The sequence below is a fragment of the Phaeodactylibacter sp. genome (assembly GCF_022763345.1).
In the GTDB taxonomy this organism is placed as follows: domain Bacteria; phylum Bacteroidota; class Bacteroidia; order Chitinophagales; family Saprospiraceae; genus Phaeodactylibacter.
In genome coordinates, this window is sequence record NZ_JALEGS010000105.1 from 14,836 (window position 1) to 40,010 (window position 25,175).

A 25,175-nucleotide genomic window follows, 5' to 3' on the forward strand; every position below is an offset into this window, starting at 1 on the left:
GTATGGATGTTTCAATTACTGGTGGGGGATTAGCCACCGCGCTGGCGCTAATTACTGTGGGCATCGTTGCATTTATTGTAGTAATGCGCAGTATTTATTCCAAGCGTGCGAAAGAAGGGTTACAGCAATCCGACTCCGGCTCATCGCTTACCTCCAGAACCAAGTACGCTGGTGCTGATGCTTTTAAGTACAGCGGTACGTACTTCAACCTCGGCCTCGCCCTTGCAGTGGGCCTCACTGTGCTTGCCTTCGGCTGGACACAGTACGAAGAGGAGATTTATATTCCGGATGATGCGCTTGAGCTGCCGGATGAAATTGAGGTAGAACCCCCACGTACGGCTGAACCGCCACCCCCGCCGCCACCTCCACCACCACCCGTGATCGAAGAGGTGCCGGATGAAGAAATTCTCGAAGACGAAGAAGTCACGTTCGAGGACCAGTCAATCGACGATCAGACGATCGTAGAGGCGCCCGTTGTTGATGACGCGCCGCCACCCCCACCACCACCGCCACCCCCACCACCCAAGCCAAAGGTGGAGGAAATTTTCAAGGTTGTGGAAGACATGCCTCGTTTCCCAGGCTGTGAAGACCTCCCAACTAAAGAGGAGCGTAAACAGTGTGCGGATAAAAAAATGCTTGAATTCATCTACAAAAACATCAAGTACCCGGCTATTGCCCGGGAGAACGGTGTGGAAGGTACTGCAGTGGTGCAGTTCGTTGTAGAGACGGATGGTTCCATCACAGATGCCAACGTCGTGCGTGACCCCGGTGCGCAAACCGGTGCAGAAGCACTGCGGGTGGTTAACCTGATGAAAGAACAGGGAATTCAGTGGATCCCCGGTAAGCAGCGTGGACGTGCCGTTCGCGTACAGTTTAACCTGCCGGTCCGTTTCCGCCTTGAGTAGTACACTACTTTGGTTTTCCTATAAAACGGCTGATGGCTCTGAGGAGCGGTCAGCCGTTTTTGCTTTTATGGCCACCTGCCCAACCAATCCTGCTGCTACTCCGTTAATTGAAAAGAAAAAGCATACCTTTTCCTCTGGAAAAACGTTTGGGATATAATAGCTACAACGATACATTGATGAAGAAGAGACACTTGAAATGGGTTTTTGCTTTGCTGCTTACAGGCACCCTCACTACCTTAACCTTTGGACAGGACCGGCAGCTGGCCAATCAGTATTACCGGGACGGCGAGTTTGAGAAGGCTTCCGTTTTGTACGAGCAGCTGTACAAAGAGTCGAATTATAACGATTTCTATTTTGACCGCTACATTGAGTCGCTCATGTCTATGGACGACTATGATGCCAGTGAGAAAGCCATTAAAAAACACCTGCGGCGCGACCCCGATAATGTACAGACCTACGTTACGTACGGAAAGCTGCTGGAGCGGCAGGTGAGAAATGACGAGGCAGAAGAAATGTACAAGACGGCTATTGAGAAGCTGCCCAAGAATCAGATACAGGTCACAAGACTGGCCAATGCCTTCATGACGCTCACGAAATACGATCTGGCTATTGCTGCCTATGAACGGGGGGCGGAAATGCTAAAAAACAGGGACATCTTTGCCTATGACTTGGGTGAATTATACCGGCGCAAGGGAGATATTCCCAAAATGATCGAAAACTATTTGGTCAGTATAGAAGCGGAGCCCAACCGTATCACCCGGGTAAAGTCTATCCTGCAGCGCTACCTGAATGCAGAGGATTACCTGGAAGTGCAAAAACAACTCTACGCCAAGATTCAGGAAGACGCAGACAATCCGCTTTATCCTGAGCTTCTATCCTGGGTGTTCATCCAGCGAAAGGATTATAACGGGGCACTCCGTCAGATGCGCGCACTGGACCGGCGGTACAACGAAAATGGGGGTAGGGTCTTTGCCTTAGCCGATATCGCTGCCAACGATGGGGACTACACTGCCGCCATCAAAGCCTACGAGTATATCGTGGATGAAAAAGGCCCTCAGTCGCCTTACTACCTCGACGCCAAGCGGCAGTCTTTGCGCTCCAAGCGTAAACAGCTCGTTAGTGGGTACGATTACACGATGGAGGAACTGCGGGAGCTGGAAAAAGAGTACGAAGAATTTCTGACTGAATTTGGCCGCTCTAAAGTGACGGCCAGAATCATCCTCGAGCTCGCTGAGCTGGAAGCCCTCTACATCAATGACCTCGACAAAGCCATTGAATTGCTCAATCAAATGATTGCTTACCCGAACGTCAACCCGAACGTTCAGGCCAGAGGAAAGCTGTCATTGGCCGATTATTACCTGATGCAGGGCGAGGTTTGGGAAGCGACACTGCTCTATTCTCAGGTAGATAAAGCGTTTAAGGAAGATCTGCTTGGTCACGAGGCACGCTTCCGGAATGCCCGCCTGTCTTACTACGCCGGCGATTTTCAGTGGGCACAGGCACAGTTTGATATCCTAAAGTCTTCAACTTCGAAGCTGATTGCCAATGATGCGCTCGATTTATCCGTATTTATTATGGACAATCTTGGGCTAGATACCACAGAAACAGCGCTCAAGCTGTATGCTGATGCCGACCTGTTGGTGTTCCAGAACCGCTTCGAGGAGGCTTTCGAAAAGATGGATTCCCTTAAAACTGTTTTTCCTAACCATTCCCTGGGAGACGACGTGCTCTACCTGAAAGCGCAAATTCAAAAGAAAAAGCGCAACTATGAGCAAGCTGCGGCTCTGCTACAGGAAATAGTAGACAATCATCCGGATGAAATCCGCGCAGACAATGCCCTTTTCCAACTGGCATCGCTTTACGAAAATCAGCTGAAGCAGCCGAGTAAAGCACAGGAGCTGTACGAAACGCTATTTATTGATTACTCCAACAGCACACTGGCAGTAGAAGCACGGAAACGCTACCGCATACTCAGGGGAGACGATATACAGTAGGCGGGCGGTTGCCTTCCTGCCGTGCCAGGCTTGTGATATAAACACAAAAGATGGAGCTAAGTACAGGGCAATTCCTGCTTAGCTCCATCTTTTTTCGCAGCGTACATTTTTATATCGCACACTGCGCAAGCGTAGTAAGTGAAAGGGGCGAAACTGCCCCTGCTATTACTTCAGTCGAGTCTCGTTAGAAACGGTCAGCTTCTTCCGGCCCTTCTTCCGGCGGCTTGCCAGTACTTTACGACCGTTTTTCGTTGCCATCCGTGAACGGAAACCATGCTTATTCTTACGCTTTCTTCTTGAGGGTTGATATGTACGCTTCATTGCGGTATTTTCTTTATCCTTCTGTGTAAATTCTACCTTTTCTCAAAAGTGCGACAAAGGTAGGGCATTTGGTTGGAAAGACCAAGCCAAATCTTTGATTATTAATAATAGGAGATGCCAGCGGAGTACCTTAGGCGGTACCTTAGATGGTCATAATGTCTTTTTCCTTGCCTTCAACGAGCTTGTCGATCTTGGCAGAGTAAGACTTGGTCATGTTCTCGACCTCCTCTTCCATGCGTTTGCCCATGTCTTCCGGGTAGCCGTCTTTCACTGCTTTTTTGAGCTGTTCCATGGCATCGCGGCGGGCACCTCGCAGTCCTACTTTTGATTCTTCAGCAGCCGCTTTGGCCTGCTTTACCAGTTGTTTACGGCGGTCTTCGGTGAGGGCAGGGATGTTGATGCGGATTACCTCGCCATCATTTTGCGGGGTAAAACCGAGGTTGGCTTCCATGATCGCTTTTTCGATAGGCTGAATCATGTTTTTCTCCCAGGGCTGAATAACGAGGGTGCGGGAATCAGAAGTGCTTACGTTGGCGACTTGATTTAGTGGCGTCTGTGAACCATAGTAGGGCACAGTCAGGCCGGAGAGCATGTCCGGGGTAGCTTTGCCCGCACGGATTTTGAGTAGCTCTTTTTGCAGGTGTTCCACGGCATGGTCCATACCTTCTTTTGCCGCCTCAATATAAATATCAACTTCTTCCTGTTGCATGAGCGTAAGTTTTAAGCAGTGGATGAATTTGGTTGCCCCGGGATTTCGGTAAATATTACCGGTTTTTAGCCAGAGCAGGGCAAAAATACATAAAATTCGAGCGATTTATTAGGGCTGTGCAGGATTTCGCTTTTTGACCGAAACCCCGCCAGCATCTTAGTAATTGCACATTACAGCGCCCATAACTGCGGCTAATCCCTTGTGGCAGCAGAGTATCGCATAAACAGATACAGCAGCATCACAAGCGCCGACAGCGCCGCCGAAACATAAGTCATCGCTGCCCACCAAAGGGCATCCTTAGCGCCTGCCTGCTCCTGCCCGCCGGTTACGCCGCTGCTTTCCAGCCAGGCCAGCGCTCGTTTGCTGGCATCAAACTCCACAGGCAGGGTGATGAAGCTGAACAGAGCCGTCACCCCAAACGCTACAATCGTGATCAGCATAATTGAAGGCATGGAAGACAGGGTTAGGAAAGCAATGATCAACAGCCACTGCTGTGCCATCGCCGAGATATTGACCACCGGTACAAGCGCAGAGCGTACCTGCAACATACTATAGGCTTGTGCATGTTGTACTGCGTGCCCGCATTCGTGTGCGGCTACCGCTGCTGCTGCGATCGTATTGCCCCGGTACACGTCCGGGCTAAGGCTCACAGTTTTACTTACCGGATTGTAGTGGTCGGTAAGAAAGCCTTGCCCCTCTACGATTTTCACATCGCGTATGCCGTAGTGATCGAGCATCCGCTGGGCAATCTGATAACCGGGCAGGCCGGAGCGCAGGGGAATTTGACTATAATGGCTGAACTTGCTCTTCAGCCGCTGGCTGACGAACATGCCGATCAGTGACATCACGCCCGCCACAATCATATAGCCCATATCAAAGACCATAGCTTTGTAATTTTAGGATTCTGTCAGTGCGAATCGTTTGGGTTAATCAATCAGGTCAAAGCCGGTGTAGCTTCGAAGTGCTTTAGGAATAATAATCCCGTTTTCTGTTTGATTGTTCTCCAGCAGGGCGGCAAAAATACGCGCCAATGCCAGTGCTGAACCGTTCAGGGTGTGCGCCAGCCGGGTGGACTTGCCATCCTTGAACCGGAGCTTCAACCGGTTGCTTTGGTAGGTTTCGAAATTGGACACAGAGCTCACTTCCAGCCATCTTTGCTGTGCCGCAGAATAGACTTCAAAGTCGAACGTAAGCGCGGCAGTGAAGCCCAGGTCGCCCCCGCAAAGGCGCAGGATACGGTAAGGCAGCTCGAGTTTGTCGAGCAGGCCGCCCACGTGCGCAAGCATTTCCTCCAGCGCCTCGTAGGAGCGGTCGGGATGCTCGTAGCGTACAATTTCCACCTTGTCAAACTGATGCACGCGGTTCAATCCCCTTACATGCGCACCATAAGAACCTGCTTCGCGCCGGAAACAAGGTGTGTATCCGGTCAGTTTCACCGGAAAGTCGTCTTCAGACAGGATCTCGTCCCGGAAAATATTAGTGATCGGTACTTCACCGGTAGGGATCAGGTAAAACCCATCCTTTTCTATATGGTACATCTGCCCCTCTTTATCCGGCAGCTGTCCGGTGGCACGGGCGGAATCTTCATTGACGATGAGCGGGGGCAGTATTTCTTCATACCCTGCGCGATTGGCTTCATCCAGAAAAAAGCTGATGAGCGCCCGCTGAAGGCGAGCCCCTTTGCCCCGGTACAGTGGGAAGCCGGAACCCGTGATTTTGGTGCCCAGCTCCAGGTCAAAGAGGTTGTATTTTTGAGCCAGCTCCCAGTGCGGCAAAGCTCCATCGCCCATCTCTGGCAAATCTTCGGTCCAGGCTTTATGGACTTCATTGTCGTCCTCGGTAGAGCCTTTGGGCACAGAAGGGTGCGGAATGTTGGGGACCTGATAAAGAGCTTCGTCCAACTCGGTTTTTATAGATTTCAGGGCATCTTCAAGGCTGGCTGCCTCCTCTTTGATGTCATTGACCCGGCTGCGTTTTTGTTCAGCTTCGTCTTTTTGGCCTGACTTGAAAAGCTGCCCGATTTCCTTGGAGAGGGTATTGCGCTCCGCCAACAGGCTGTCCAGTTCCGTCTGTGTGGCTTTGCGGCGGTCATCAAGATTAATAATGTCGTCTACAATAGATAGTGCTTCATCTGAGAAGTTGCGGACCTTGAGGCCTTCTTTTACGCGTTCGGTGTTGACTCTCAGAAAGTTAAGTTCCAGCATGATGCGGTTTTCGTTTACGTATTTTTGCGGGTGGCAGTGCCCGATCGAACTTATGGAAGAATAATCAGTTTAATTTTTGCAAAGATACTATTTGAATTCAGAAAATAAACGTATTTTTGTAGCACCAAAGCACAAATGCACGCCAATACAGCCTCTGTAAGAGCGATCCAAGGCGCACAAATTCTATCCTGCTTATTCCTGCAAGTTTATAAAGGTTAAGATTTTAAGTGACACGTCATGTGTTTTGGATGTTCCTGAACATCTTATTTAGCTTGAATGAATTCGCTTGCCCCCTGTCTTCAGGAGTGGCTTTCTGGGTTTTACCCAAGAATTCATCCATAGGAATAGCAAGAATTTTTCATGCCTCTGCTTTTACTATTTCCCCAAACTCATTCATTTCATTAACCACACAAACCGTCCTTAAGCGACACACACATCAAACTCTAAGTAACACAGCGATACTATGTTAGATATATCACAGTTAAACTACATGCTGGTTCCAGAGCTCCGGGAACTAGCCGAAAAACTTGGGCTTTCCGGTTACAAACGCCTGAATAAGCAAGAACTGATCTACAAAATTTTAGACCATCAGGCTGCCTCTGGCGAAGGTACGGATACGGATTCCGCCGAAGCAGAAGAAAAGGATAGCAAGCCCAAACGCCGCTCTTCAGACAAAAAGCCTAACCGACGGACCAATGATTCGGATGACGATGAGGACGACAACGGCAAAAGAGACGGAGGCCGCCGCCGCTCTACACGACGGGTGGTGAAAGTTGCCAATGACGACAATTCGGACAGCAGAAAGCCCGACGAGGACCAGGACGAGGACCAGGACCTTCCGGAAGAAACGCCCGAAAAGCCAATGGAAAAGCCAAAAGAGGCAGCACCCCGGCCCGAACAAAGAGAGCAAAGCCGGAAAGACGACAAGAAGAAAAGGGCTGACAGCCCGCCTCCCTCCAAGCGTAAGGAGAAGGAGCCTAAGCCTGAACCTGAAGAGAAGTTTGATATTGAGCTCGATGGTATTATCGAGGGCGAGGGCATCCTGGAAATGATGCCGGACGGCTACGGCTTCCTGCGCTCTTCCGATTACAACTACCTGACTTCACCTGACGATATCTACGTTTCTCCCTCTCAGATCAAGCTCTTTGGCTTGCGCACCGGAGATACCGTACGTGGTGCCATTCGCCCTCCAAAGGACGGCGAAAAGTACTTCGCGCTGTTGCGGGTGTCCCGTATCAATGGCCTTGAGCCTCAGGATATCCGTGACCGGGTACCTTTTGATTACCTCACGCCACTGTTCCCAACGGAGAAGTTCACCCTTACCAGCTCGCCTACCGGGCGAGATATTGGCAACCGGATGATCGACCTCTTCACGCCGATCGGTAAAGGACAGCGTGGATTGATCGTTGCCCAGCCGAAAACTGGTAAGACCTTCCTGCTCAAGGATGTGGCCAACGCAATCGCCAAAAACCACCCCGAGTGCTACATGATCGTATTGCTGATCGATGAGCGCCCGGAGGAAGTGACCGATATGAAGCGTAGTGTGAATGCAGAAGTGGTCTCCTCTACCTTCGATGAACCTGCTGACAATCACGTGCGTGTAGCGAATATCGTATTGGAAAAAGCCAAGCGCCTTGTGGAAAGCGGGCATGACGTAGTTATCCTGCTGGATTCTATCACTCGTCTTGCAAGGGCTTACAACACCGTAGCACCTGCCAGTGGCAAGGTACTTTCCGGTGGTGTGGAAGCGAACGCCCTGCACAAGCCTAAGAAATTCTTCGGTGCTGCCCGTAATATTGAGGACGGTGGCTCTCTGACGATCCTGGCGACTGCCCTGATCGATACCGGATCCAAGATGGACGGTGTGATCTTCGAAGAATTCAAGGGCACCGGTAACATGGAGCTGCAGCTTGACCGCTCCCTGGCGAACAAGCGCCTCTACCCTGCGATCGACCTTACCAAGTCGAGCACACGCCGCGAAGACCTTCTGCTGGACAAAGATGCCCTGCAGCGGATGTTTATCCTCCGCAATCACCTGGCCGATATGAAGCCGGACGAAGCATTCGAGTTCCTTCGCAAGCACATGGTCAATACCTCTTCCAACGAAGAATTCCTGACTTCCATGAATGGCTAATTGCTGACATGGGTCTAAATAAAAAATCCCCCGCACTGGCAATCGCCGGGCGGGGGATTTTCATTTTAGGAGGAAGCGGCTTTAATTTTGACTGTGCTGCTTCATAAAATCCTGAAGCCGCCGGTCCAGCTCGTTAGGGTCTGTGTTGTAATGCGGCGTGGTTGGCGTAGTGCCTGGCATTTCTTCCAGGTGCAGGGTTTGGGTAGGGAAGGCAAACCGCACACCAAGGGCTTTCGCCAATTTGAGCACTTCGAGCAGGATTTCGTGCCTGCCTTTTAATTCTTCCGACCAGCTTGGGGCTTCAAAAAAGATATAAAACAAAATATCCAGTGAGTGTGCCCCCATGCCATTCAGGTGGATCTCGTAGTAGTCTTTGCGCGTAAGCGGGTGGCGGGCAACAATACCTTTCAATCCCTCTACAAATTTCTCAATCAGTTCCGGGGGCGTGTCATAAGTCAGCGCAAGCGTGGTACTGTACCGCCGGTATTGCCGTAGCCCGTAGTTGTTTACCACCATATCTGCCACCTTCCCATTGGGTACATACACCAGGGAATTGGCAAAAGTGCGCACCCGGGTAGACCGGAAGCCGACTTCCTCTACCGTACCGTCCACACCAGCGAAATTGATCCAGTCCCCGATTTGGAAGGGCTTGTCCATGAAAATAGTGAGGGAGCCAAAGAGGTTCTTTATGGTGTCCTGGGCAGCCAGGGCAATGGCTAAGCCGCCGATGGAAATGCCGGCAATAAGGGTGGTGATGTCCACCTGAAATACCCGCAGCATCTGGATGATGGCTCCTGCAAAAATCAGGAACTGCACCCCGCGTTCGATGACCGGCAGCAGCTGCTCGTCCATTTTGCTCTCGGTCTTTTGGGCGCCCTTTCCGGCATACAGGATAATGACGTCCAGGATGCGCAGCAAAATGCCCACTACTAGCCCAATCGTCACCAGTTTGATCACCACAATAGTAAAATTGGCCGCTTCAATGGGGAGCTGCAAGGTGGGTACGAACAGCTTGAGCATTCTTATCACCACCAGCACGCTGATTAGGCGAGCAATGGTCCAGACCAGCTTGGGCGGCACCAGGGATGGGTAGAGCCGGGAGTGGGAGAGCTTTCTGACCACAGGTTTGAGCAGCCGGCTAAGTACAAAATGGACCAGAATAGCCAAAATCAAAAGCAGGAGCAAGCCCACCAGTTGCCAGGCTTTCAGACCCAGTATTTCCCGTTCACCGATATGTGGAATAAGCTGCAGGAGGAGGTCCGTCCCAAAGGGGTAGACCTCTTCGTGCAAGGTGTTGATCTGACTGACGGTCTCTTCTGAGTAATACCATCGCCCGTCCACTTTTTCCAGATAAACCTGAGGCAGTTCGTTAGGGAAGGGTGTGAAAACCGATTGTGCAACCGTGGAATCGACATAATCGGCTTCCTTCGGTATTCGGTTAAGGCGGACGTAAAGGCCAAGCCCATCATAAACCTGCTTGAGCTTGATGGCAAGGCGGCTTGCCTGGGTGCTGTCGGCTACACCATAAAGCGTGCGGGCGGCAGCAGCGGGCTCATAGGTAGCTGGTTGCAGGTAGTGCAGATGCACCAGTGCTGTATTGTGAGGAGTTTCCAGCGTTACGGGTACAGTATCGCTGTTTTGCGCAGACAGCCAAAATGGTGTCAGGAGCGCGGCTAGCAGCAAACGGTAAACAGGCTTTAGCAATCGCATGATTTCATTTTGGTTGGTTCTCTGCAAATCTAATGAATCACTCAGACTAAGTTGGTAAGAGCAGCCCGGACTGTGAAATCCGAACAAGCCTGTAAACAAAGCCCACCAACGGGCGTTGAGCATCTGACAAAATGGAAATATGAATCTGAAGCTCACAACTACCGTCAGCGGAAATTACAAAGCAGTAATGGAGCGCTTCGACCGTGACCTTTTTGAGGCACTAACCCCCAAACAGGGTCAACTTGAAATCGTGGAATTCACGGGCTCCAAAAAAGGCGACCGGGTACACCTCCGTTTCCTCAGCCCCATTAAGGCGGATTGGGTCAGCCTGATTACTGAAGATGGGGTTGACGAGCAGCAGGCCTACTTCGTGGATGAGGGAGAGACCCTGCCTTTTCCGCTTCGGTACTGGCGCCACCGTCATGTGGTGGAAAAAGTCACGGAGCATACCTCCCGCATCGTCGATGATATTACTTTCAAAGGCCCCAACGCTCTTGTTACGCTACTGATGTACCCGGCCATCTTCATTGGTTTCTACCCCCGCAAACGGATTTACCGGGCCTATTTCGGACAGCCGGATTAATACATCGGGTTGCCATTTTCGGAATGGTTGGGTATTTGTTGGATAGCATCCCAGTGCTCGACAATTTTCCCTTGCTCGTCAAACCGGAAAAAATCCATAGTGACATATTCCTCCTGTCCGGGCCATACTTGATGGGTGTGTAAAGCGACTAATTCACCCTCAGCAACCGCTCTTACGAAATTCACTTGCTTATCCGGGTATTCTTCAGCCATGCGTTCGAAGTATTCTATGAACCCTGCTTTCCCGTCTTTCACCAATGGGTTGTGCTGAATATACTGATCGCCTACATAGCGTTCAACGGCTTCCTTTGGGGCTCCGTTAAAGGCCATTTCATAATAGGCTATAGCGGTTTGTTTGTTTTGATCGGCATTTTGTGGCATAAAATATTTTTTATTACAACCGATCGCCATGCAGAATGGTTTGTAATCAAAAAAATGATAAAATAGATTAAATACGCGAAAAGCTTTATTTCCCTGCTTTGTCACTTCCTTGCTGCCCGGATAAAAACTGATGTGTTTTCAAACTAAACCCTGGCAACCCCAAATGGATGATTCCATAATTTATACGGACGCGCGCTCTATTTTTCCTCTAAGTACACCACGTTGAACAACTTGCTGGTGGTTTGTGGCAAGTTCACTATATTGCATAGACTTACAGCATTGGTATGAAGCTCTTCCTCCGCTTTGCTCCGCGCAGGCTATCAGACTGGACCGACGAACAACTTCTTGCCGCATGGCAGGAGCGGCGGGACGAGGCTTGCTTTCAGGAAATTTATCAGCGTTATCACCATCTGGTCTATAAATTATGCTGCACCCACCTGCATCAGGTGGCAGATCGCAAGGACACCACTTTGGAGACCTTTGCGGCCTTAATGGAAGTGCCTGCTTCCAAAGCAATTCATTCTTTGCCCCGATGGCTCAATCGTACTGCCCGAAACCTTTGTATATCCAGGTATAGAGTACAGGCTGCCGGCCCCTTTTTAAGCGGCGAAGAAACTTTTTTTGAAAAAAGTGCCGACGAATTTGTGGAAAATGAGGGGTTGCTGCGACATATAAGTAGAGAACACCCTCATTTATCCGACTTGCTACCGCAGGCGCTGGAACAACTGGAGACAAAACAGCGCCAATGCATTGAGCTTTTTTACCTCGAAGAAATGACCTATAAACAGGTCAGCGAAACACTGGGGTATGATTTAAAAGCGGTAAAAAGCTATCTACAAAACGGGCGGCGGAAGCTGTCTGTACTATTACGGGAGCTACTGTCGGAGAGGCCGTAGCGGTATCGGTATCGGTGCCGGCCGCTTAAAATCTGGAGTATGAAATCATTTTTTAAGGAGCGGCGCTGCCTGTCAGCGCGGGAGCTCCAAAGGTATGCCCGCCATGAGCTTGCCCCAGACCAGGTGCATGATGTGGAGGCGCATTTGCTGGACTGCCCATTGTGTGCTGCTGCTACAGAAGGGTACACAGAGCATTCTTTTTCGGAAGCAGATGAAGCTGCATTAGAAGAGCTGGGGCAAATGCATTTTCCGGTACGTAGGCGCCCATTGCCACGGGTGTGGATGAACCGGGCGGCGGCGATCCTGCTCATTATGGCCGGAGCATACGCACTCTGGCAGTATCAGGCGGCTACCCGGCATCAGACTGTATTTGCAGCTTTTTACGAGCCAGTTCAGCCAGCCTACCTCAATTTACGGGGAACAGTAGTCAGCCCGGGCAGCTCATCTAAACCGGAGCTTAAAACGGCATTGCAGCTGTACGAAAATGAGGACTTTGAAGCCAGTATTGTTTTTTTGGAGCAGCACCTGAATGCCTATCCTGAAGATGATCAGGCCCGGCTTTTGATGGCTAGTGCGCTGCTCGGAAACTGGCAGCCGGAGCGGGCTATCCATATCCTGCATCAGCTGGAATCGGACAACGTAGAAACGGAAGACCTGTACTGGCTGCTCGTTTTAGCCCATATTCAGAACGATGAACTAGATGTGGCATCGCAGCTGCTGAGCCAGACTGCTTTCCAGGGTGCTAGGGCTGAAAAAGCGGCCCGCCTGGAAGCGGAGCTGGAACCTTGATGGTAGCGCTGAAGAACAAAAAAGCCCTCAGTACCCATTCTTAATGGGCTGAGGGCTTATCTGTATTAACGTTTAATCCTGCTTACTTCAGGAAGTTGAGGCTCTTGTTGATAAAGGCGGTCAGGTCTGCACCCTTCAGCATTTGCTGATTGAGCATAGCCAGCTTGTACAGGTAGTCGGCTACCTCCTGCTGTTTGCCTTCGTCCTCTTCCTTGAGCAGCTTTTGCGCTACAAGCGGGTGGTTGGTATTCACGACAACGTTGACGCTATCGGGGAAGTCACCAAAGCTCATGCCCTGCAAGCTTTGCATTTCCTTCATGCGGCGCATAAACTCCGGCCGGGTAATGGTTACCGGCTGATCTTCCGGTGAGAGGGCCTTGGTAATTACGCTGCTACCCTGGTCTGTGACGATTTTCTCAAAGACGCCTTTTACGGTGTTTTGCTCCTCTTCGTTCAGAACCGATTCGGTAGCTTCATCTTTTTGTACCAGATTGTCGACTGTATCCGAGTCTACGCGCACGAAGGTCACGTCGCCCAGCTTTTGCTCCAGGTGCTGCATGAAGTGGTTGTCGATGACGTTGTCGAAGATCAACACGTCATAGCCCTTGTTCTTAGCCGCTTCTGTAAAGGTGTTGTGCTGATCGGGAGCGTGGGTGTAAAGCATGACGATTTTATCGTACTTGTCGGTCTGCTGCTCTTTTACTTTCTCTTTGTACTCGTCAATTGGCGTAAAGGTGCCGTCCAGGCTTTTCACCAATGTGAAGGGGAGGGCACGGTCGTAGAATTTCTCATCGGAAATCATGCCGTATTTGATGAAGACGCCAAGGTCGTCCCACTTGCTGATAAAGTTGTCCCGCTCCTTTTTATAAAGGTCCGCCAGTTTATCGGCTACCTTTTTGGTGATGTAGCCGGTAATTTTCTTGACATTTGAATCGCTTTGCAGGTAACTGCGTGAAACGTTCAGCGGAATATCCGGTGAGTCGATCACACCGTGCAGCATCGTCAGGAATTCTGGTACAATATCTTTTACGTCATCAGTGACATAAACCTGATTGCTGTACAGCTGTATCTTGTTTTTTTGTACCTCGAAGTTGTTGCCCAGCTTAGGAAAGTACAGGATACCGGTCAGGTTAAATGGATAGTCGATATTAAGGTGTATCCAGAACATCGGTGGCGTACTGAACGGGTAGAGCTCGTTGTAGAAAGCTTTGTAGTCCTCATCCGTCAGGTCGGCAGGCTGTTTGCGCCAGGCCGGGTTAGGGTTGTTGATGATGTTGTCAACCTCTACTTGTTTTTCCTCTGCGTCATCGCCTTCCCCCTCTGTTACCGTTTCAGTCCGGGTGCCGAACTTGATTTCAACCGGCAGGAACTTGCAGTACTTGTCGAGCAGCTGTTGTATGCGGTGGTTCTCCAGGAATTCCTTGTCCTCATCATTGATGTGCAGGATCACATCGGTGCCTCGGAAGTCTTTGTCGTTTTCCTCCAGGGTATACTCCGGGTTGCCTTCGCAGGTCCAGGTAACACCCTGTGCGCCTTCCTGGTAAGAAAGGGTTTTGACCTCCACTTTAGAAGACACCATAAAGGCAGAATAAAAGCCCAGGCCAAAGTGCCCGATGATGGAGGCATCATCTTTGTATTTTTCTAAAAATTCGGATGCGCTGGAGAAAGCCACCTGATTCAGGTATTTTTGCACTTCATCAGCAGTCATGCCGATCCCCTTGTCCCGGATGGTCAGCGTTTGAGCCTCCGCATCCAGCAGGATTTCAATCGTGGTATCGCCAATATCGCCTTTGGCATCACCGCGTTTAGCAAGGGTACGCAGTTTGTTGGTAGCATCTACCGCATTGGAAACGAGCTCCCGCAGGAAAATTTCGTGATCAGAGTAGAGAAACTTCTTGATGATCGGAAAGATGTTCTCCGTTTGTACAGATATGTTGCCTTTCTGCATTGGTCAGGAATTTTTTAAATTTTTTGATTGCAAGTGTATTCAAATAACTATCAGGAATACAGCACCTTACAGCAGTGCCCGGTACAGGAGTGCGTGCAAACGGCGTGCCAGCCGAAAAAAACTGACAATTTGACGTAACCTTACTGTTTGGAGGGCGTACAAGTAGACAGAAAGAGCAAAAAGAGAGCAACCAATAAAGCTAAAAGTTGACCTTTATTAAGATTTTTTCTAATATTGTGTCATAAGGCCGAAACGATTTTTGCCTGTTCCAGAAGAGCTATTCAAAAAGAGAGGTGCGCCCGCATTGTTTGGGCAATACCCCCTATCTACACACCAACTTCTTATTTACCAAGACATCGTTTGCACGGTGGTACCAAGCAGGTATTTGTCGTGTATAAACAACAGGTTGTGCGCCCCCGATTCGCATGCCTGGATAAAAGCCGATGTAGGCTGCCTCGTGTAGCTTACAAAGGTCTATTGTTGTGAGCAGCGTGGTCAATACTGGGGGGTAGTTGACCCGTTGCTCGCGCAATAGGACCTTTTAAATATCAATGCCATCAGGCATTTCAAGAAGTGCGTGCTTGCTCGTTATTGGGGGGTAAGGGCAAGTGCCACACAAAGACTGGGTGGAAGGTTAACCTTCCGCCCTTTCTTTTTTTGGCAAAGATGAAGGTGTATCCACTAATTCCGCTTTAAGCAAGTTGCCTTTCATAGCTATGCAGGAGGTTAACTGCTAAAGCACCCTGCCTCTAGTACTTTTCCCGCCTTCACCTGCACTAACAGTGTATTGGCGGAAAAGCAATGACCCCTACACGGCGAGTAGACCTTTATCTGGTCCAAGTTCTTGCTGTATTCCGGGGTTGTATAAAAAGTCATTCCTTATCTTGTGGCTGGAGCGGTTCAGTTCAAAACACTCCGATAGCCTCATATCCTGCACAGAGCCATTGGTATCGGTTATATTGCCTTTTAGGCGCTTCAATTGTAATCCCTATGAGAAACTTAAACCTAATCCTATATTTTATTTTGCTTGCGTTGTTTGGGCAGGGCTGCCAGTCTGACCCTGGTCTTGATAAGTACGAAGAAGCATACGAGGAGGAAGAGCCCAGCGACTGGCTATTCCGGCAGCGGGCGTATCCGGGTGGCATCAACCACAAAGTATACACCCGCAGTGTACGGCAGCATCAACAAGCGGTCGCGCAACAGCTGGCGCGCAGCCCGCAAAATGCAAGCTGGAATTTTGAAGGCCCCATGAATATCGGTGGCCGGATCACTGCTCTTGATGTGCATCCGGATTTCCCGGATACCCTCTGGGTCGGGGCGGCCTCAGGGGGCGTATTTCGTTCTTATGACCGTGGGGATACCTTTGAGGCCGTCTTTGATGATCAGATCAGCCTCTCCGTGGGCGACCTGGATATTGCTCCTTCTGACCCCTCCATCATCTATGTGGGGACCGGGGAAGCGAATGCAGGTGGTGGTTCCATAGCCTACGATGGTGTAGGTATGTACAAGAGCACCGATGGCGGTGCTTCCTTCGAGCCCATTGGATTGGAGCAAAGTGGGAGCATTGGCCGGCTGGAGGTGCACCCACAGGACCCTAACCGGGTGTATGTGGCAGCCATGGGCCGACTTTATGCCGATAATCCGGAGCGGGGCGTATACCGTACGGATGATGGCGGCACAACCTGGGAGCAGGTTTTATACCTCAACGATTCCACAGGAGCGATTGACCTGGTCCTGCACCCGCACAATCCCGATACCATTTATGCGGCTACCTGGGAGCGGGTACGTACGCCTGGCTACTATCGTTATGGCGGCAATAGCTCTGGTATCTACCGCTCTTATGATGGCGGCGATACCTGGGAGCACCTCACCAATGGGCTGCCGGGCGGAGCAACCGGTCGTATCGGCCTGGCCTTGTCGCCCGCTAATCCGCAAATGATCTACGCCCAACTGATTGATACGGTCGGATACCTGGAGGCCGTTTACCGAAGTGACGATGGTGGCGACAGCTGGTATAATGCTGGTATAAGTGGTGTCAATGGCGTTGACTTTATGTGGTGGTTTGGCCGCTTGTTCCCCCACCCGCATTTACCGGAAACGATATTTCTGCCCAGCCTCAGGCTCTACCGAACGGACAACGGCGGTGGAAGCTGGACCAATATCACGGGCACTTCCGTACACGTTGATCAGCATGACCTTTATATTGATCCCAACAACCCGGATTACATGGTCCTGGGCAACGATGGCGGGCTGTACATTTCAGAAGACGATGGCGAAACCTGGACGCATAAGCCCACTTTACCTATCACGCAGTTTTATACCTGTGAGGTCGCCAACCTCAACCCCGACCGTCGCTTCGGCGGTACTCAAGATAATGGCACCATACGCACCACTACAGCGGGGCTGGATGACTGGGGCCTGATCTGGAGTGGCGATGGTTTCCGCTGCCTGGTTGACCCTACCAATAATAACTTCGTCTATCTGGAATCTCAGCGTGGACGACTACGGCGGTCCGTAGCCGGCGGCATCCCCTCTTTCGCTGCCCTGAATGGCATTATGAGCGGGGACCGGCGCAACTGGAGTACCCCCGTGGCCCTCAATCCGCTCAATCCGAATAGCCTTTACTACGGTACTTACCGCCTCTACAAGTCGACCAACCGGGCAGTATTCTGGAATATCCTGAGCGATAACCTCACCGGGCCCGATGAACCCGGCAATCTGGTCTATGGCACGCTTACAGACATCGCTGTTTCTCCGGTGGATACAAATATTATCTTCGTAGGCACCGACAACGGCTTCGTGCAGAAGAGTACCGATGGCGGGCTGACCTTCGAGGATGTCTCCGGCAACCTGCCTGACCGCTGGGTGACGCGTGTTGCTGCAAGCCCGGTGGACAGCTTAACCGCATACGTCACCTTCTCCGGCTACCGGTTTGATGACTACCTGCCCCACGTGTTCAAAACCGAAGATGGCGGGCAAACCTGGCAGGATGTCTCCTTCGGGCTCCCTGAAGTACCGGTGAACGAGATCATCATTGATCCTGAAAACCCGGAACACCTTTACCTGGGCAACGACGTGGGCGTCTACATCAGCTACAACGGGGCTCTGACCTGGCAGCCGCTGGGCTTTGGCCTGCCCCCTGTGGTGATTGGCGATCTTTGCTTGCATCAGCCTACGCGTACGCTCTACGCTGGCACCTACGGCCGGTCTATGTACAGCATTAACCTGGAAGACTTGCCTCAAACCGGGGGCACCATTTCAGGCGCAATACGGACTGCCTTTGGGGATGCCACCGATGCCACTGTTTCCATAGACGAAATTGGGCTTAACCTGGATACCGACAACGGTAATTATGCCATCAGCGGGTTATCTTTTGGTCAAAACTTCACCCTGAGCTTTTCTAAAGATGGCGATGATATCAATGGCCTTTCCACTTTCGATCTCATCCTCATCAGCCAGCATATCCTGGGTATTAGCCCCCTGGACAATCCCTACCTGCGCATAGCAGCGGACGCCAATAACTCTCAATCCATCACCACCCTTGACCTTATTCAGTTGCAAAAACTCATCCTCAATCTGGATACGGAGCTGCCCGATCAGGACAGCTGGCGCCTGATACCCGCTAACCATACCTTTATCAACCCGGAAAACCCCTGGGCGGAGCCACTGCCCGAAGTGCTAATGGTGGATGACCTGCCAGCGCAAGCGGTGCAGTTGCCAGATATGATCGCTGTAAAAATTGGAGATATTAACGGAAGTGCTTTACCATAACCCTCAAAATATTAACTAAAATGATTAAGATGACTCGTTTTCTCTTCCTCGGACTGACGCTCGCTCTACTCTTGCCCGGTTGTGCAATGCGCCAACTGGACCGGGCTCAAAAAGCGTTCAACGAGGCCGCTACCATTGAGAATCAGCAGCGCTTTACACCCCAGTCGGGTGTGTTTGTATCACCAACCTTGTCCTATGCAGTCGCCTACCGGCACGTGAGCAAGGCCGTGAAAAAGCGCGGCCAGCTTTCGCGAAATAACCTGGAAGGCAACGCCCTTGCCCTCAAAGCCCTCTGCGAATGGAAATTGAATGCCTACGATGTCTCAAAAAAGTCGGCACTGGAAGCGTTGCAAACTTTCAATCGGCTTGAAAGCGAAAAGCGCATCCGCATGTCCCGGGACGAGACGCTGATGAGAGCTCTACCCGATATTCTGGTACTGGATCAGGTACGCAGCGACCTGTTTTCTTTCCATAAAGGCGCTGTCAATTTTGCGGCAGCAAAGCAGCAGTATCAGGAGCAGGTGTACCATAATGCTGAAGATACGGAGGCCGATCTGGAAGAAGCCCTGAACCACCTCCGGGACCGGGAACCTACGGCCGGCATCAGTACCGAAATGGAGACCTATCTGGTATTGGTGCAGCTTGCCGGTCTAAAGACCTGGGCAAAGGGCATCGACTTCCTGCGGGAGAGTATCACTGAAGACCGCAGCCTTTCGGACGAGGGGCGGCGGACCGCAACGGACTTCTTCCTGCAGGAGCGGCAGCAGCACTTGGCTCCACGCAAGGCACTTCTATTGGCTGAACTCTCGGCCCTCCTGCCTGGTGGTACTGGTCATGAGCTTTACCAATTCTGGGACAGCGCGCTTTAGTAACTATTCCAGGCCCGGAAAAAAGGCATCCTCGATGTGCTTCAAGCTGTACGATTGCTCATCGAGGTACAGGATGGCGATGATATCGAAACGAATTTCCCAGTCGTGGTCAATGTGCTCCATATAAGCATGGGCTGCCGCGATCAGCAGATCCTCTTTTTTCCGGGTCACAAAGTCTTCAATTTCTCCAAAGGCGGTGGTGTTGCGGGTTTTGACTTCCACAAAAACCAAGGTTTTCCCATCCATAGCAATGAGGTCGACCTCCGCGCGGCGGTAGCGCCAGTTGGTTTCCAGAATGCGGTAGCTGCGTTCCTCCAGGTAGCGCTTGGCAATGGCTTCCCCGGCATGGCCGATGTCGTTGTGGCGGGCCATGTCTAGGCTTCCTCCAGTTCCTGTAAAGCCAGCCACGCCATAAGGCCAGTGCTCAGCGCCAGGCAGTCCTCGTCCACATCAAAGGTATTGGTATGGATGGGGGAAGTGATGCCTTTTGCCGGATTGCCGGTGCCCAGTCGATAGAAGCAGGCGGGCATTTCCTGAGAATAGTAGGCGAAGTCCTCTGCCGTCATTCGTATGGGGAGCTCTACTACATTTTCTTTGCCCAGATAAGCCTCAGCCCGGGCGCGGGTTTTATGCGTCAGTGCTTCGTGGTTGTGCAGTACGGGGTAGCCGACCCGTATGTCCAGTTCGCAACGGCCGCCCATGCCCTCAGCAATGCTCTCTGCCATCTTCTTCATCCGTTGGTGGGCATCGAAGCGCCACCGCTCATCCATAGTACGGAAAGTGCCTTTGAGCTTGACTTCATTTGGGATCACATTGGTAGCGCCCCCGGTGGAGGCAATCTGCCCGAAGGTGAGCACCGTTGGCGTGCCAGGATTGGCATTGCGGCTTACAATCTGCTGTAAAGCCGTGATGATGTGGGCGGTGATGACGATGGGGTCAATGCAGTCCATCGGCAGGGCACCGTGCCCGCCCTTGCCGGTCACCGTCATGTAGAGCTCATCGGCGGAAGCCATGTACTGCCCGGCTTTGATGCCGATTTTACCTGCTTGCAGGGGGGGGTGTACGTGTTGCCCCAAAATACTTTCGGGCCTGGGGTTCTCCAGCACGCCCTCCTTGATCATAATGGAAGCACCGCCTGGTAGTCGTTCCTCAGCAGGCTGGAAGATGAGCTTGATGGTGCCATCGAATTCATCCCTGAGCGTATTGAGGATGCGGGCTGCGCCCAGCAGGGAAGAGGTGTGCACATCGTGCCCGCAGGCATGCATCACGCCTTCGTTTTTGGATTTATAAGGCACCTCGTTGGCTTCCGTGATGGGCAGCGCGTCAATATCAGCACGCAAAGCCACCACTTTGCTGCTGCCATTACGGCCGTGGATAAGCCCCACTACACCATTGTCAGCTACCCCATGCTCATAGGGGATGCCCATCGCCTCCAGTTGGGCAGCGATGTATTGCCCGGTCTGCACTTCCTCATAGGAAAGCTCCGGGTTTTGGTGGAGGTGCCGGCGGATGGCCACCACATCGGCATGAAAATCATTGGCCAGTTGCTGTATCTTTTCCTTAAGGGTTGTCGCGGTCTTGAGGGCGGTCATATTGATCTGATTTGCGACTAAAATAGGGAATTGGCAGCTGTAAGCCGAACGCCACCCTTATTTATGACGGAAAAATCGGAAAGCAGCCATGCCCAGCCCCAGCATAAACAACCCGGCAAGGGCCTGTACCGGGCGCTGGTAAAGGGTGTTGAGGACAAAAGCCGTACTGATGAACACGAAAATGCCCGGCACCAGCGGATAGCCCCAGCAGCGGTATACCCGATCCCGCTCGGGCTGATTCCGGCGGAAGTAGAAGATGCTGCCGCCTGCCAGCGCCATAAAGGCAATATCCATGAAGGTGACGTAAGTGATGAGGTCGGAAAAGGTGCCCCAGAACAGTAACAACAGTACCGCCCAGGCGGCCTGTACCAACATGGCTGCCGCCGGGGTGTGAAAACGGGGGTGCACCTTAGCCAGTTGCGGGAAGAACACCTTATCCCGCGCCATAGCAAAGTAGATGCGTGGAGCAGACATGGTGTAAATTCCTATCGTGCCGAAGATGGAAATGGCAATAGCGACCGTCATAATTTGCCCGCCTGCAGGGAGTACTACTGCCGCTGCATCCCCGGCTACCCGGGTCGTTTGCGCAATCGCCTCCACCGGAAGGAGCAGCATGTAGCCGATATTGACCAGCACGTAGGTAAGCGTGACAATCAGCGCGCCCAGCACCATCGCCCGGGGTACGGTACGCTGCGGCGCTACGGCTTCCCCCGCCAGATAAGAGGCATGGTGCCAGCCGCCAAAAGACCAGAGAACGCCAACCAGTGCCAGAAGGGAAGCAGAAAGGATGTTATCAGGTAGATTATGGGCAGTGAAAGGATCGAATGTGACTTGCTGCGCATCATAAAACCAAAAGCCCAGCCCAATCAGCCCGGCAATGGCCAGCAGCTTCAGCCCGGTGAAGACATTCGACAGCCACTGACTGGCACTGACGCCGACCAGGTTGAACAGGGTCAGCCCGGCAATCACCCCAATGGCTATCCCGATTTTGGCGGAAGCCGAAAAAGCGTAGAAAAAGGAAAGGTACTCCGCCAGGGCAATGCCCAGTGCCGCCAAAGCGCCGGTGTTGATGACCAGCAGGATGGTCCAGCCGTACAGGAACCCGGCAAAGGGGCCGTAAGCTTCCCGAAGAAAGACATAAACACCGCCTGCAGTGGGGAACATGCCGCCCAGCTCCGCGAATGTCAGCGCACCGGTTAGGGCAATCAGCCCGCCCAGTATCCACACCAACAAGATAATGCCCTGATGGGGCACCGCCGCCGCCACCTCGTAGGGCGTTACAAAGATGCCACTACCGATACAGGAGCCCACCGCAATCATGGTGAGCCCGTAGAGGGTGAGTTTGCGGTCGAGCCCCGGCATGGGTTACTTCGAGCTCAGTTGCTGCTTTAATTGTAGTTCTTCGACCACATATTCGCCCACCTTTTCGCCTTGTGCCACTCCGTAATCAATGGCCGGGCGGTAGTGAATGCCCCCGTACAGGCGGCTCACGGCTGCTTCGTTGGAAGCGTGGTAGAAGGACTTGAATTGACGGGCGGGCAGGCCATATTCTTCTTCGGTGGTGTCATTAAAGGCAAAGTCATCGCCAAAAATCGAAGTCAGGGCTACAGCGGCAGCGCGGGAAATCACGCTATGCCCGCTCGTATGTTCCGGGAATGGTGGCGTTTGGAGCGTTGGCACCCAGTCTTCGTCAATGTATTTGTTGATGACCGTCTCGGGCCGGATTAGATTGCTCCGGTATTTCTCGTCCCAGCAGCTGATGAAACCATCAAACAGGGCGATTGAGGTCAGGGTATACGCCTCCACACTTTTCATAAAGCTGGCCTCATCCTGTTCACAGGCAATCTTGGTGATGCCGATCCAGTGACCGCCCGGGGTGATTTTCTTGGTGGCAAACATAACATGACCAGTGTGGTGGGATACGTAGGGATTGCAATCCCAAAACTTAGCAATTGACCGGCGTTCCGTTTGCTCAGTAGTATCGGCAACAGCGAGGGCGTTGTAGACCTCCATGGTCTCCTGCATAAACTTGCTGTCCTTTTCCGTACTGAATTCCGTGGGCGGCGGTGGTGTAAATTGCTGTGGAGATTCCAGCACCAGCGTCCGGATTTCCCGCCAGTGAGGCTCAATACCGTCCATGTAGTCAGGGGGCGTGGGCTGCCAGCGGGCGGGGTCATCATTGATGGAAAACTTGGGATATGTCCGCGTTTGCTTGTACATATCCTTGTCTGCCCATTTCAGAATATGGTCGGCTACCGCCTCTCCGTACAGCAGGGAACGATCCCAGACATCCTCTGGCACATGTATGCTGTCGAGGCGCTGATAGAGCTCCTGCTGATAGGCATCCATTTTGTCTTCTGAGAATGTCAGGGCTTTGCCGACTTTCAGAAAGGCATGCAGGGACGCAAGCGGGTGGCAGTAGACCTGCCCTTCCTCGGGCTGCGGCAATGCTTCCAGACCATTGATTTGGCCGGCCAGCGTTTGGTATTCCGGATAGTCCGGCTGCAGGGCCTCGTAGCCCGCAATGCTCGCGTAGGCATAGATGCGGCTCGCGACCGGTGGCGAAAAAATATCGTACACAATCACGTCGCTCAGCTTCTTCATGGACTCATGGAAGTAAGCTGCGTCATTGATGTCCTCCTGATAATTGGGGTTTGTCGGTTGGCAGGACCAGGTGATGGCCGCCAGTACAATGAGGTACAATCCAACTTTCCAATGCATAATCAACCGGGTTGTGGTTAAAAGTTCATCAAAAGTAACAACTTAATCCCCAATCTTGATGGGGAAAAGGGGATTCATTTGCAAAGCTTGACTTTGGCAAGGCCTAAACCGCCTGACTAAAGAGCTGCCCCTCGGGCTTCTTACGCCAGTAGCGGGCATCAAGCGCCATGCAAATATTGCGGATGAACGGCTTGCCGATATCGGTCACTTCGAGTTCAAAGGGGCGCCGGATGATAAGCCCGTCGGCTTCCAGCTCGTCCATGCGGTCCAGCCCGGCGTAGAGCGCCTCGCACTGCAGCCCGGCATCGGCCCAGTTCGTCCGGTAGCGGCACATGATGTTGAGGATGTGCTGCCGCAGGGTGCGGTCTTCTTCCGTCAGCAGGTGCCCCTTTACGATGGGCAGCTCCCCGGCATTGACCAGCTCCTGATAGCGCTCGATCTTTTTCTCATTCTGCACAAAAGCGCCCCAGCTGTCGCTAATGGAGGAAGCGCCCAGTGCCAGGTTGAGGTGGGTCGTGAATGGGGTGTAGCCCATGAAACTCCGGTGCAGGGCGCCCTCCTGCATAGCCTGATAGAGGCTGTCTTTGGGCAGTGCGAAGTGGTCCATGCCGATTTCCACGTAGCCCGCTTCTTCCAGCAGTTCCCGCCCCAGCTCGTAGAGCGCTCGTTTGTCTTTACCTTTCGGCAAATCATCCTCGGAGTAGGCTCTTTGGGCAGGGCTGATCCAGGGCACATGGGCGTAGCTGTAAAAGGCAATGCGCTCCGGTGCCAGGGCTTTGGTCTTGCGGATGGTCTCCATGATGTGGGCCGGGGTTTGCAGGGGCAGCCCGAAGATGAGGTCGTAGTTGATGGATTCATAGCCCAGTTCCCGTGCCTTTTCGGTTACGAAGCGTACATCCTCAAAAGTCTGTTTGCGGTTGATAATTTCCAGGATCTCCGGTGCGAAGTCCTGAATACCGATGCTCAGGCGGGTGAAGCCGAGATCGCGCAGGGTGGACAAGTGTTCGGCAGAGGTCGTGCCCGGGTGAGCTTCGAAGCCAAACTCATAGTCCTCTGCCAGGTCCACATCCTTCAGGATATTGGACAGCAGGTGGTGCAGGTTCTCCGGCGCAAAGAACGTCGGCGTGCCCCCGCCAAGGTGCAGCTCCCGGAGGATAGGGCGGCCCGGCAGCAAGTCGCGGTACAGGGCCCACTCTTTGAGTACTGCCTCGATGTAAGGCGACTCCACAGCGTGGTTTTTGGTGATGCGTTTATTGCAGCCACAGTAGGTGCAAAGCGCTTCGCAAAACGGCAGGTGGAGGTAAAGGCTGATTTCGCGGCTTTCGCCAAAAGCCTGCAGTACACTCCCTTTCCAATCTCCGGTGGAAGGGCAGGAAGCATCCCAGTAAGGTACAGTAGGGTAAGACGTGTAGCGGGGAACGGCGACATTGTATTTGTCGAGCAATTGCTGCGCGGTCATGTGTGTCTTGTTTGTGAGGTCAATTCAATGGGGCAAATTTAGGGCAGGCTCACCTCGTTTTGGGTGATGGAGGTCATTGGGGGCGGGTGATTAAAGTCAGGTTTTGCGAGACCACCTCACCGGGTGTACTAAGCCGAGACACTGCCGGGGCATTCACCCGGTGCGCTTTTGGTCAGTACGCCCGGCGAAG

At 52.3% G+C, this 25,175-nt stretch carries 20 protein-coding genes; 8 read left to right on the plus strand and 12 right to left on the minus strand.

Translation table 11 applies throughout. The annotated features are described in order from the left end of the window. The first annotated feature begins 2 nt into the window (after nt 1–2). Together MRY86_RS25565 and MRY86_RS25570 are read left to right on the plus strand one after the other, a co-directional pair. Nucleotides 3–905 (plus strand): energy transducer TonB, encoded by a 903-nt coding sequence (locus MRY86_RS25565; protein WP_293566865.1) that lies wholly within the window; start codon nt 3–5, stop codon nt 903–905. Between the two features lie 176 nt (nt 906–1,081). After that, a complete protein-coding gene (locus tag MRY86_RS25570; RefSeq protein WP_293566864.1) occupies nt 1,082–2,899 on the plus strand; it encodes a tetratricopeptide repeat protein in 1,818 nt (605 codons plus the stop codon). Nucleotides 2,900–3,064: 165 nt separating this feature from the next. On the opposite strand, the gene rpmH is transcribed toward MRY86_RS25570, so the two are convergent. The 4 genes from rpmH to serS form a co-directional block, all read right to left on the minus strand. Next, entirely contained in the window at nt 3,065–3,220 is a 156-nt protein-coding gene (gene rpmH, locus MRY86_RS25575) for a 50S ribosomal protein L34 (protein WP_072013644.1), read from the minus strand. Nucleotides 3,221–3,362: 142 nt separating this feature from the next. Continuing rightward, on the minus strand, nt 3,363–3,929 hold the full coding sequence (frr, locus tag MRY86_RS25580; RefSeq protein ID WP_293566863.1) for a ribosome recycling factor: 567 nt from the start codon (nt 3,927–3,929) through the stop codon (nt 3,363–3,365). Nucleotides 3,930–4,120: 191 nt separating this feature from the next. Beyond that, a complete protein-coding gene (locus MRY86_RS25585) occupies nt 4,121–4,813 on the minus strand; it encodes a zinc metallopeptidase (RefSeq protein WP_293566862.1) in 693 nt (230 codons plus the stop codon). Nucleotides 4,814–4,855: 42 nt separating this feature from the next. Beyond that, nucleotides 4,856–6,133 carry a serine--tRNA ligase gene (serS, locus tag MRY86_RS25590; protein ID WP_293566861.1) on the minus strand — a complete coding sequence of 426 codons (1,278 nt, stop codon included), beginning with the start codon at nt 6,131–6,133 and terminating at the stop codon, nt 4,856–4,858. A gap of 463 nt (nt 6,134–6,596) precedes the next feature. Here serS and rho point away from each other — a divergent pair, with 463 nt between their 5' ends. Further along, complete coding sequence (gene rho / locus MRY86_RS25595) at nt 6,597–8,267, plus strand: transcription termination factor Rho (protein WP_293572046.1); 1,671 nt, start codon at nt 6,597–6,599, stop codon at nt 8,265–8,267. A gap of 81 nt (nt 8,268–8,348) precedes the next feature. On the opposite strand, the gene MRY86_RS25600 is transcribed toward rho, so the two are convergent. After that, nucleotides 8,349–9,977, minus strand: coding sequence for a mechanosensitive ion channel family protein (locus tag MRY86_RS25600; RefSeq protein ID WP_293570262.1), 1,629 nt, complete (start codon nt 9,975–9,977; stop codon nt 8,349–8,351). A 139-nt stretch (nt 9,978–10,116) separates the two neighbouring features. Between MRY86_RS25600 and MRY86_RS25605 the strand changes: the two genes are divergently transcribed. Then, entirely contained in the window at nt 10,117–10,560 is a 444-nt protein-coding gene (locus tag MRY86_RS25605) for a cyclase (protein WP_293570263.1), read from the plus strand. Here MRY86_RS25605 and MRY86_RS25610 read toward each other — a convergent pair. After that, nucleotides 10,557–10,940: a nuclear transport factor 2 family protein gene (locus MRY86_RS25610; protein ID WP_293570264.1), complete on the minus strand. Its 384-nt coding sequence runs from the start codon at nt 10,938–10,940 to the stop codon at nt 10,557–10,559. The genes MRY86_RS25605 and MRY86_RS25610 overlap by 4 nt on opposite strands. A 284-nt stretch (nt 10,941–11,224) precedes the next feature. On the opposite strand from MRY86_RS25610, the gene MRY86_RS25615 reads away from it, so the two are divergent. After that, nucleotides 11,225–11,836 (plus strand): sigma-70 family RNA polymerase sigma factor, encoded by a 612-nt coding sequence (locus MRY86_RS25615; protein WP_293570265.1) that lies wholly within the window; start codon nt 11,225–11,227, stop codon nt 11,834–11,836. Nucleotides 11,837–11,875: 39 nt separating this feature from the next. Beyond that, the gene (locus MRY86_RS25620) at nt 11,876–12,625 is read left to right on the plus strand and encodes a hypothetical protein (RefSeq protein WP_293570266.1); all 750 of its coding nucleotides are present in this window, start codon (nt 11,876–11,878) and stop codon (nt 12,623–12,625) included. Between the two features lie 82 nt (nt 12,626–12,707). On the opposite strand, the gene htpG is transcribed toward MRY86_RS25620, so the two are convergent. After that, nucleotides 12,708–14,573 carry a molecular chaperone HtpG gene (gene htpG, locus MRY86_RS25625; RefSeq protein WP_293570267.1) on the minus strand — a complete coding sequence of 622 codons (1,866 nt, stop codon included), beginning with the start codon at nt 14,571–14,573 and terminating at the stop codon, nt 12,708–12,710. Between the two features lie 990 nt (nt 14,574–15,563). On the opposite strand from htpG, the gene MRY86_RS25630 reads away from it, so the two are divergent. Next, complete coding sequence (locus tag MRY86_RS25630; RefSeq protein ID WP_293570268.1) at nt 15,564–18,344, plus strand: hypothetical protein; 2,781 nt, start codon at nt 15,564–15,566, stop codon at nt 18,342–18,344. Nucleotides 18,345–18,364: 20 nt separating this feature from the next. Then, nucleotides 18,365–19,213 (plus strand): hypothetical protein, encoded by an 849-nt coding sequence (locus MRY86_RS25635; protein WP_293570269.1) that lies wholly within the window; start codon nt 18,365–18,367, stop codon nt 19,211–19,213. Nucleotides 19,214–19,216: 3 nt separating this feature from the next. On the opposite strand, the gene MRY86_RS25640 is transcribed toward MRY86_RS25635, so the two are convergent. The 5 genes from MRY86_RS25640 to hemN all read right to left on the minus strand — a co-directional run bounded on the left by MRY86_RS25640 (nt 19,217) and on the right by hemN (nt 24,985). Then, on the minus strand, nt 19,217–19,585 hold the full coding sequence (locus tag MRY86_RS25640; protein WP_293570270.1) for a YraN family protein: 369 nt from the start codon (nt 19,583–19,585) through the stop codon (nt 19,217–19,219). A 2-nt stretch (nt 19,586–19,587) separates the two neighbouring features. Next, entirely contained in the window at nt 19,588–20,805 is a 1,218-nt protein-coding gene (locus MRY86_RS25645) for a M20 family metallopeptidase (protein ID WP_293570271.1), read from the minus strand. A gap of 57 nt (nt 20,806–20,862) precedes the next feature. Continuing rightward, nucleotides 20,863–22,167, minus strand: a complete 1,305-nt coding sequence (locus MRY86_RS25650) for an amino acid permease (protein ID WP_293570272.1) — start codon at nt 22,165–22,167, stop codon at nt 20,863–20,865. Nucleotides 22,168–22,170: 3 nt separating this feature from the next. Continuing rightward, on the minus strand, nt 22,171–23,526 hold the full coding sequence (locus tag MRY86_RS25655; protein WP_293570273.1) for a vanadium-dependent haloperoxidase: 1,356 nt from the start codon (nt 23,524–23,526) through the stop codon (nt 22,171–22,173). Between the two features lie 103 nt (nt 23,527–23,629). After that, on the minus strand, nt 23,630–24,985 hold the full coding sequence (hemN, locus tag MRY86_RS25660; RefSeq protein ID WP_293570274.1) for an oxygen-independent coproporphyrinogen III oxidase: 1,356 nt from the start codon (nt 24,983–24,985) through the stop codon (nt 23,630–23,632). Between the last annotated feature and the right edge of the window lie 190 nt (nt 24,986–25,175).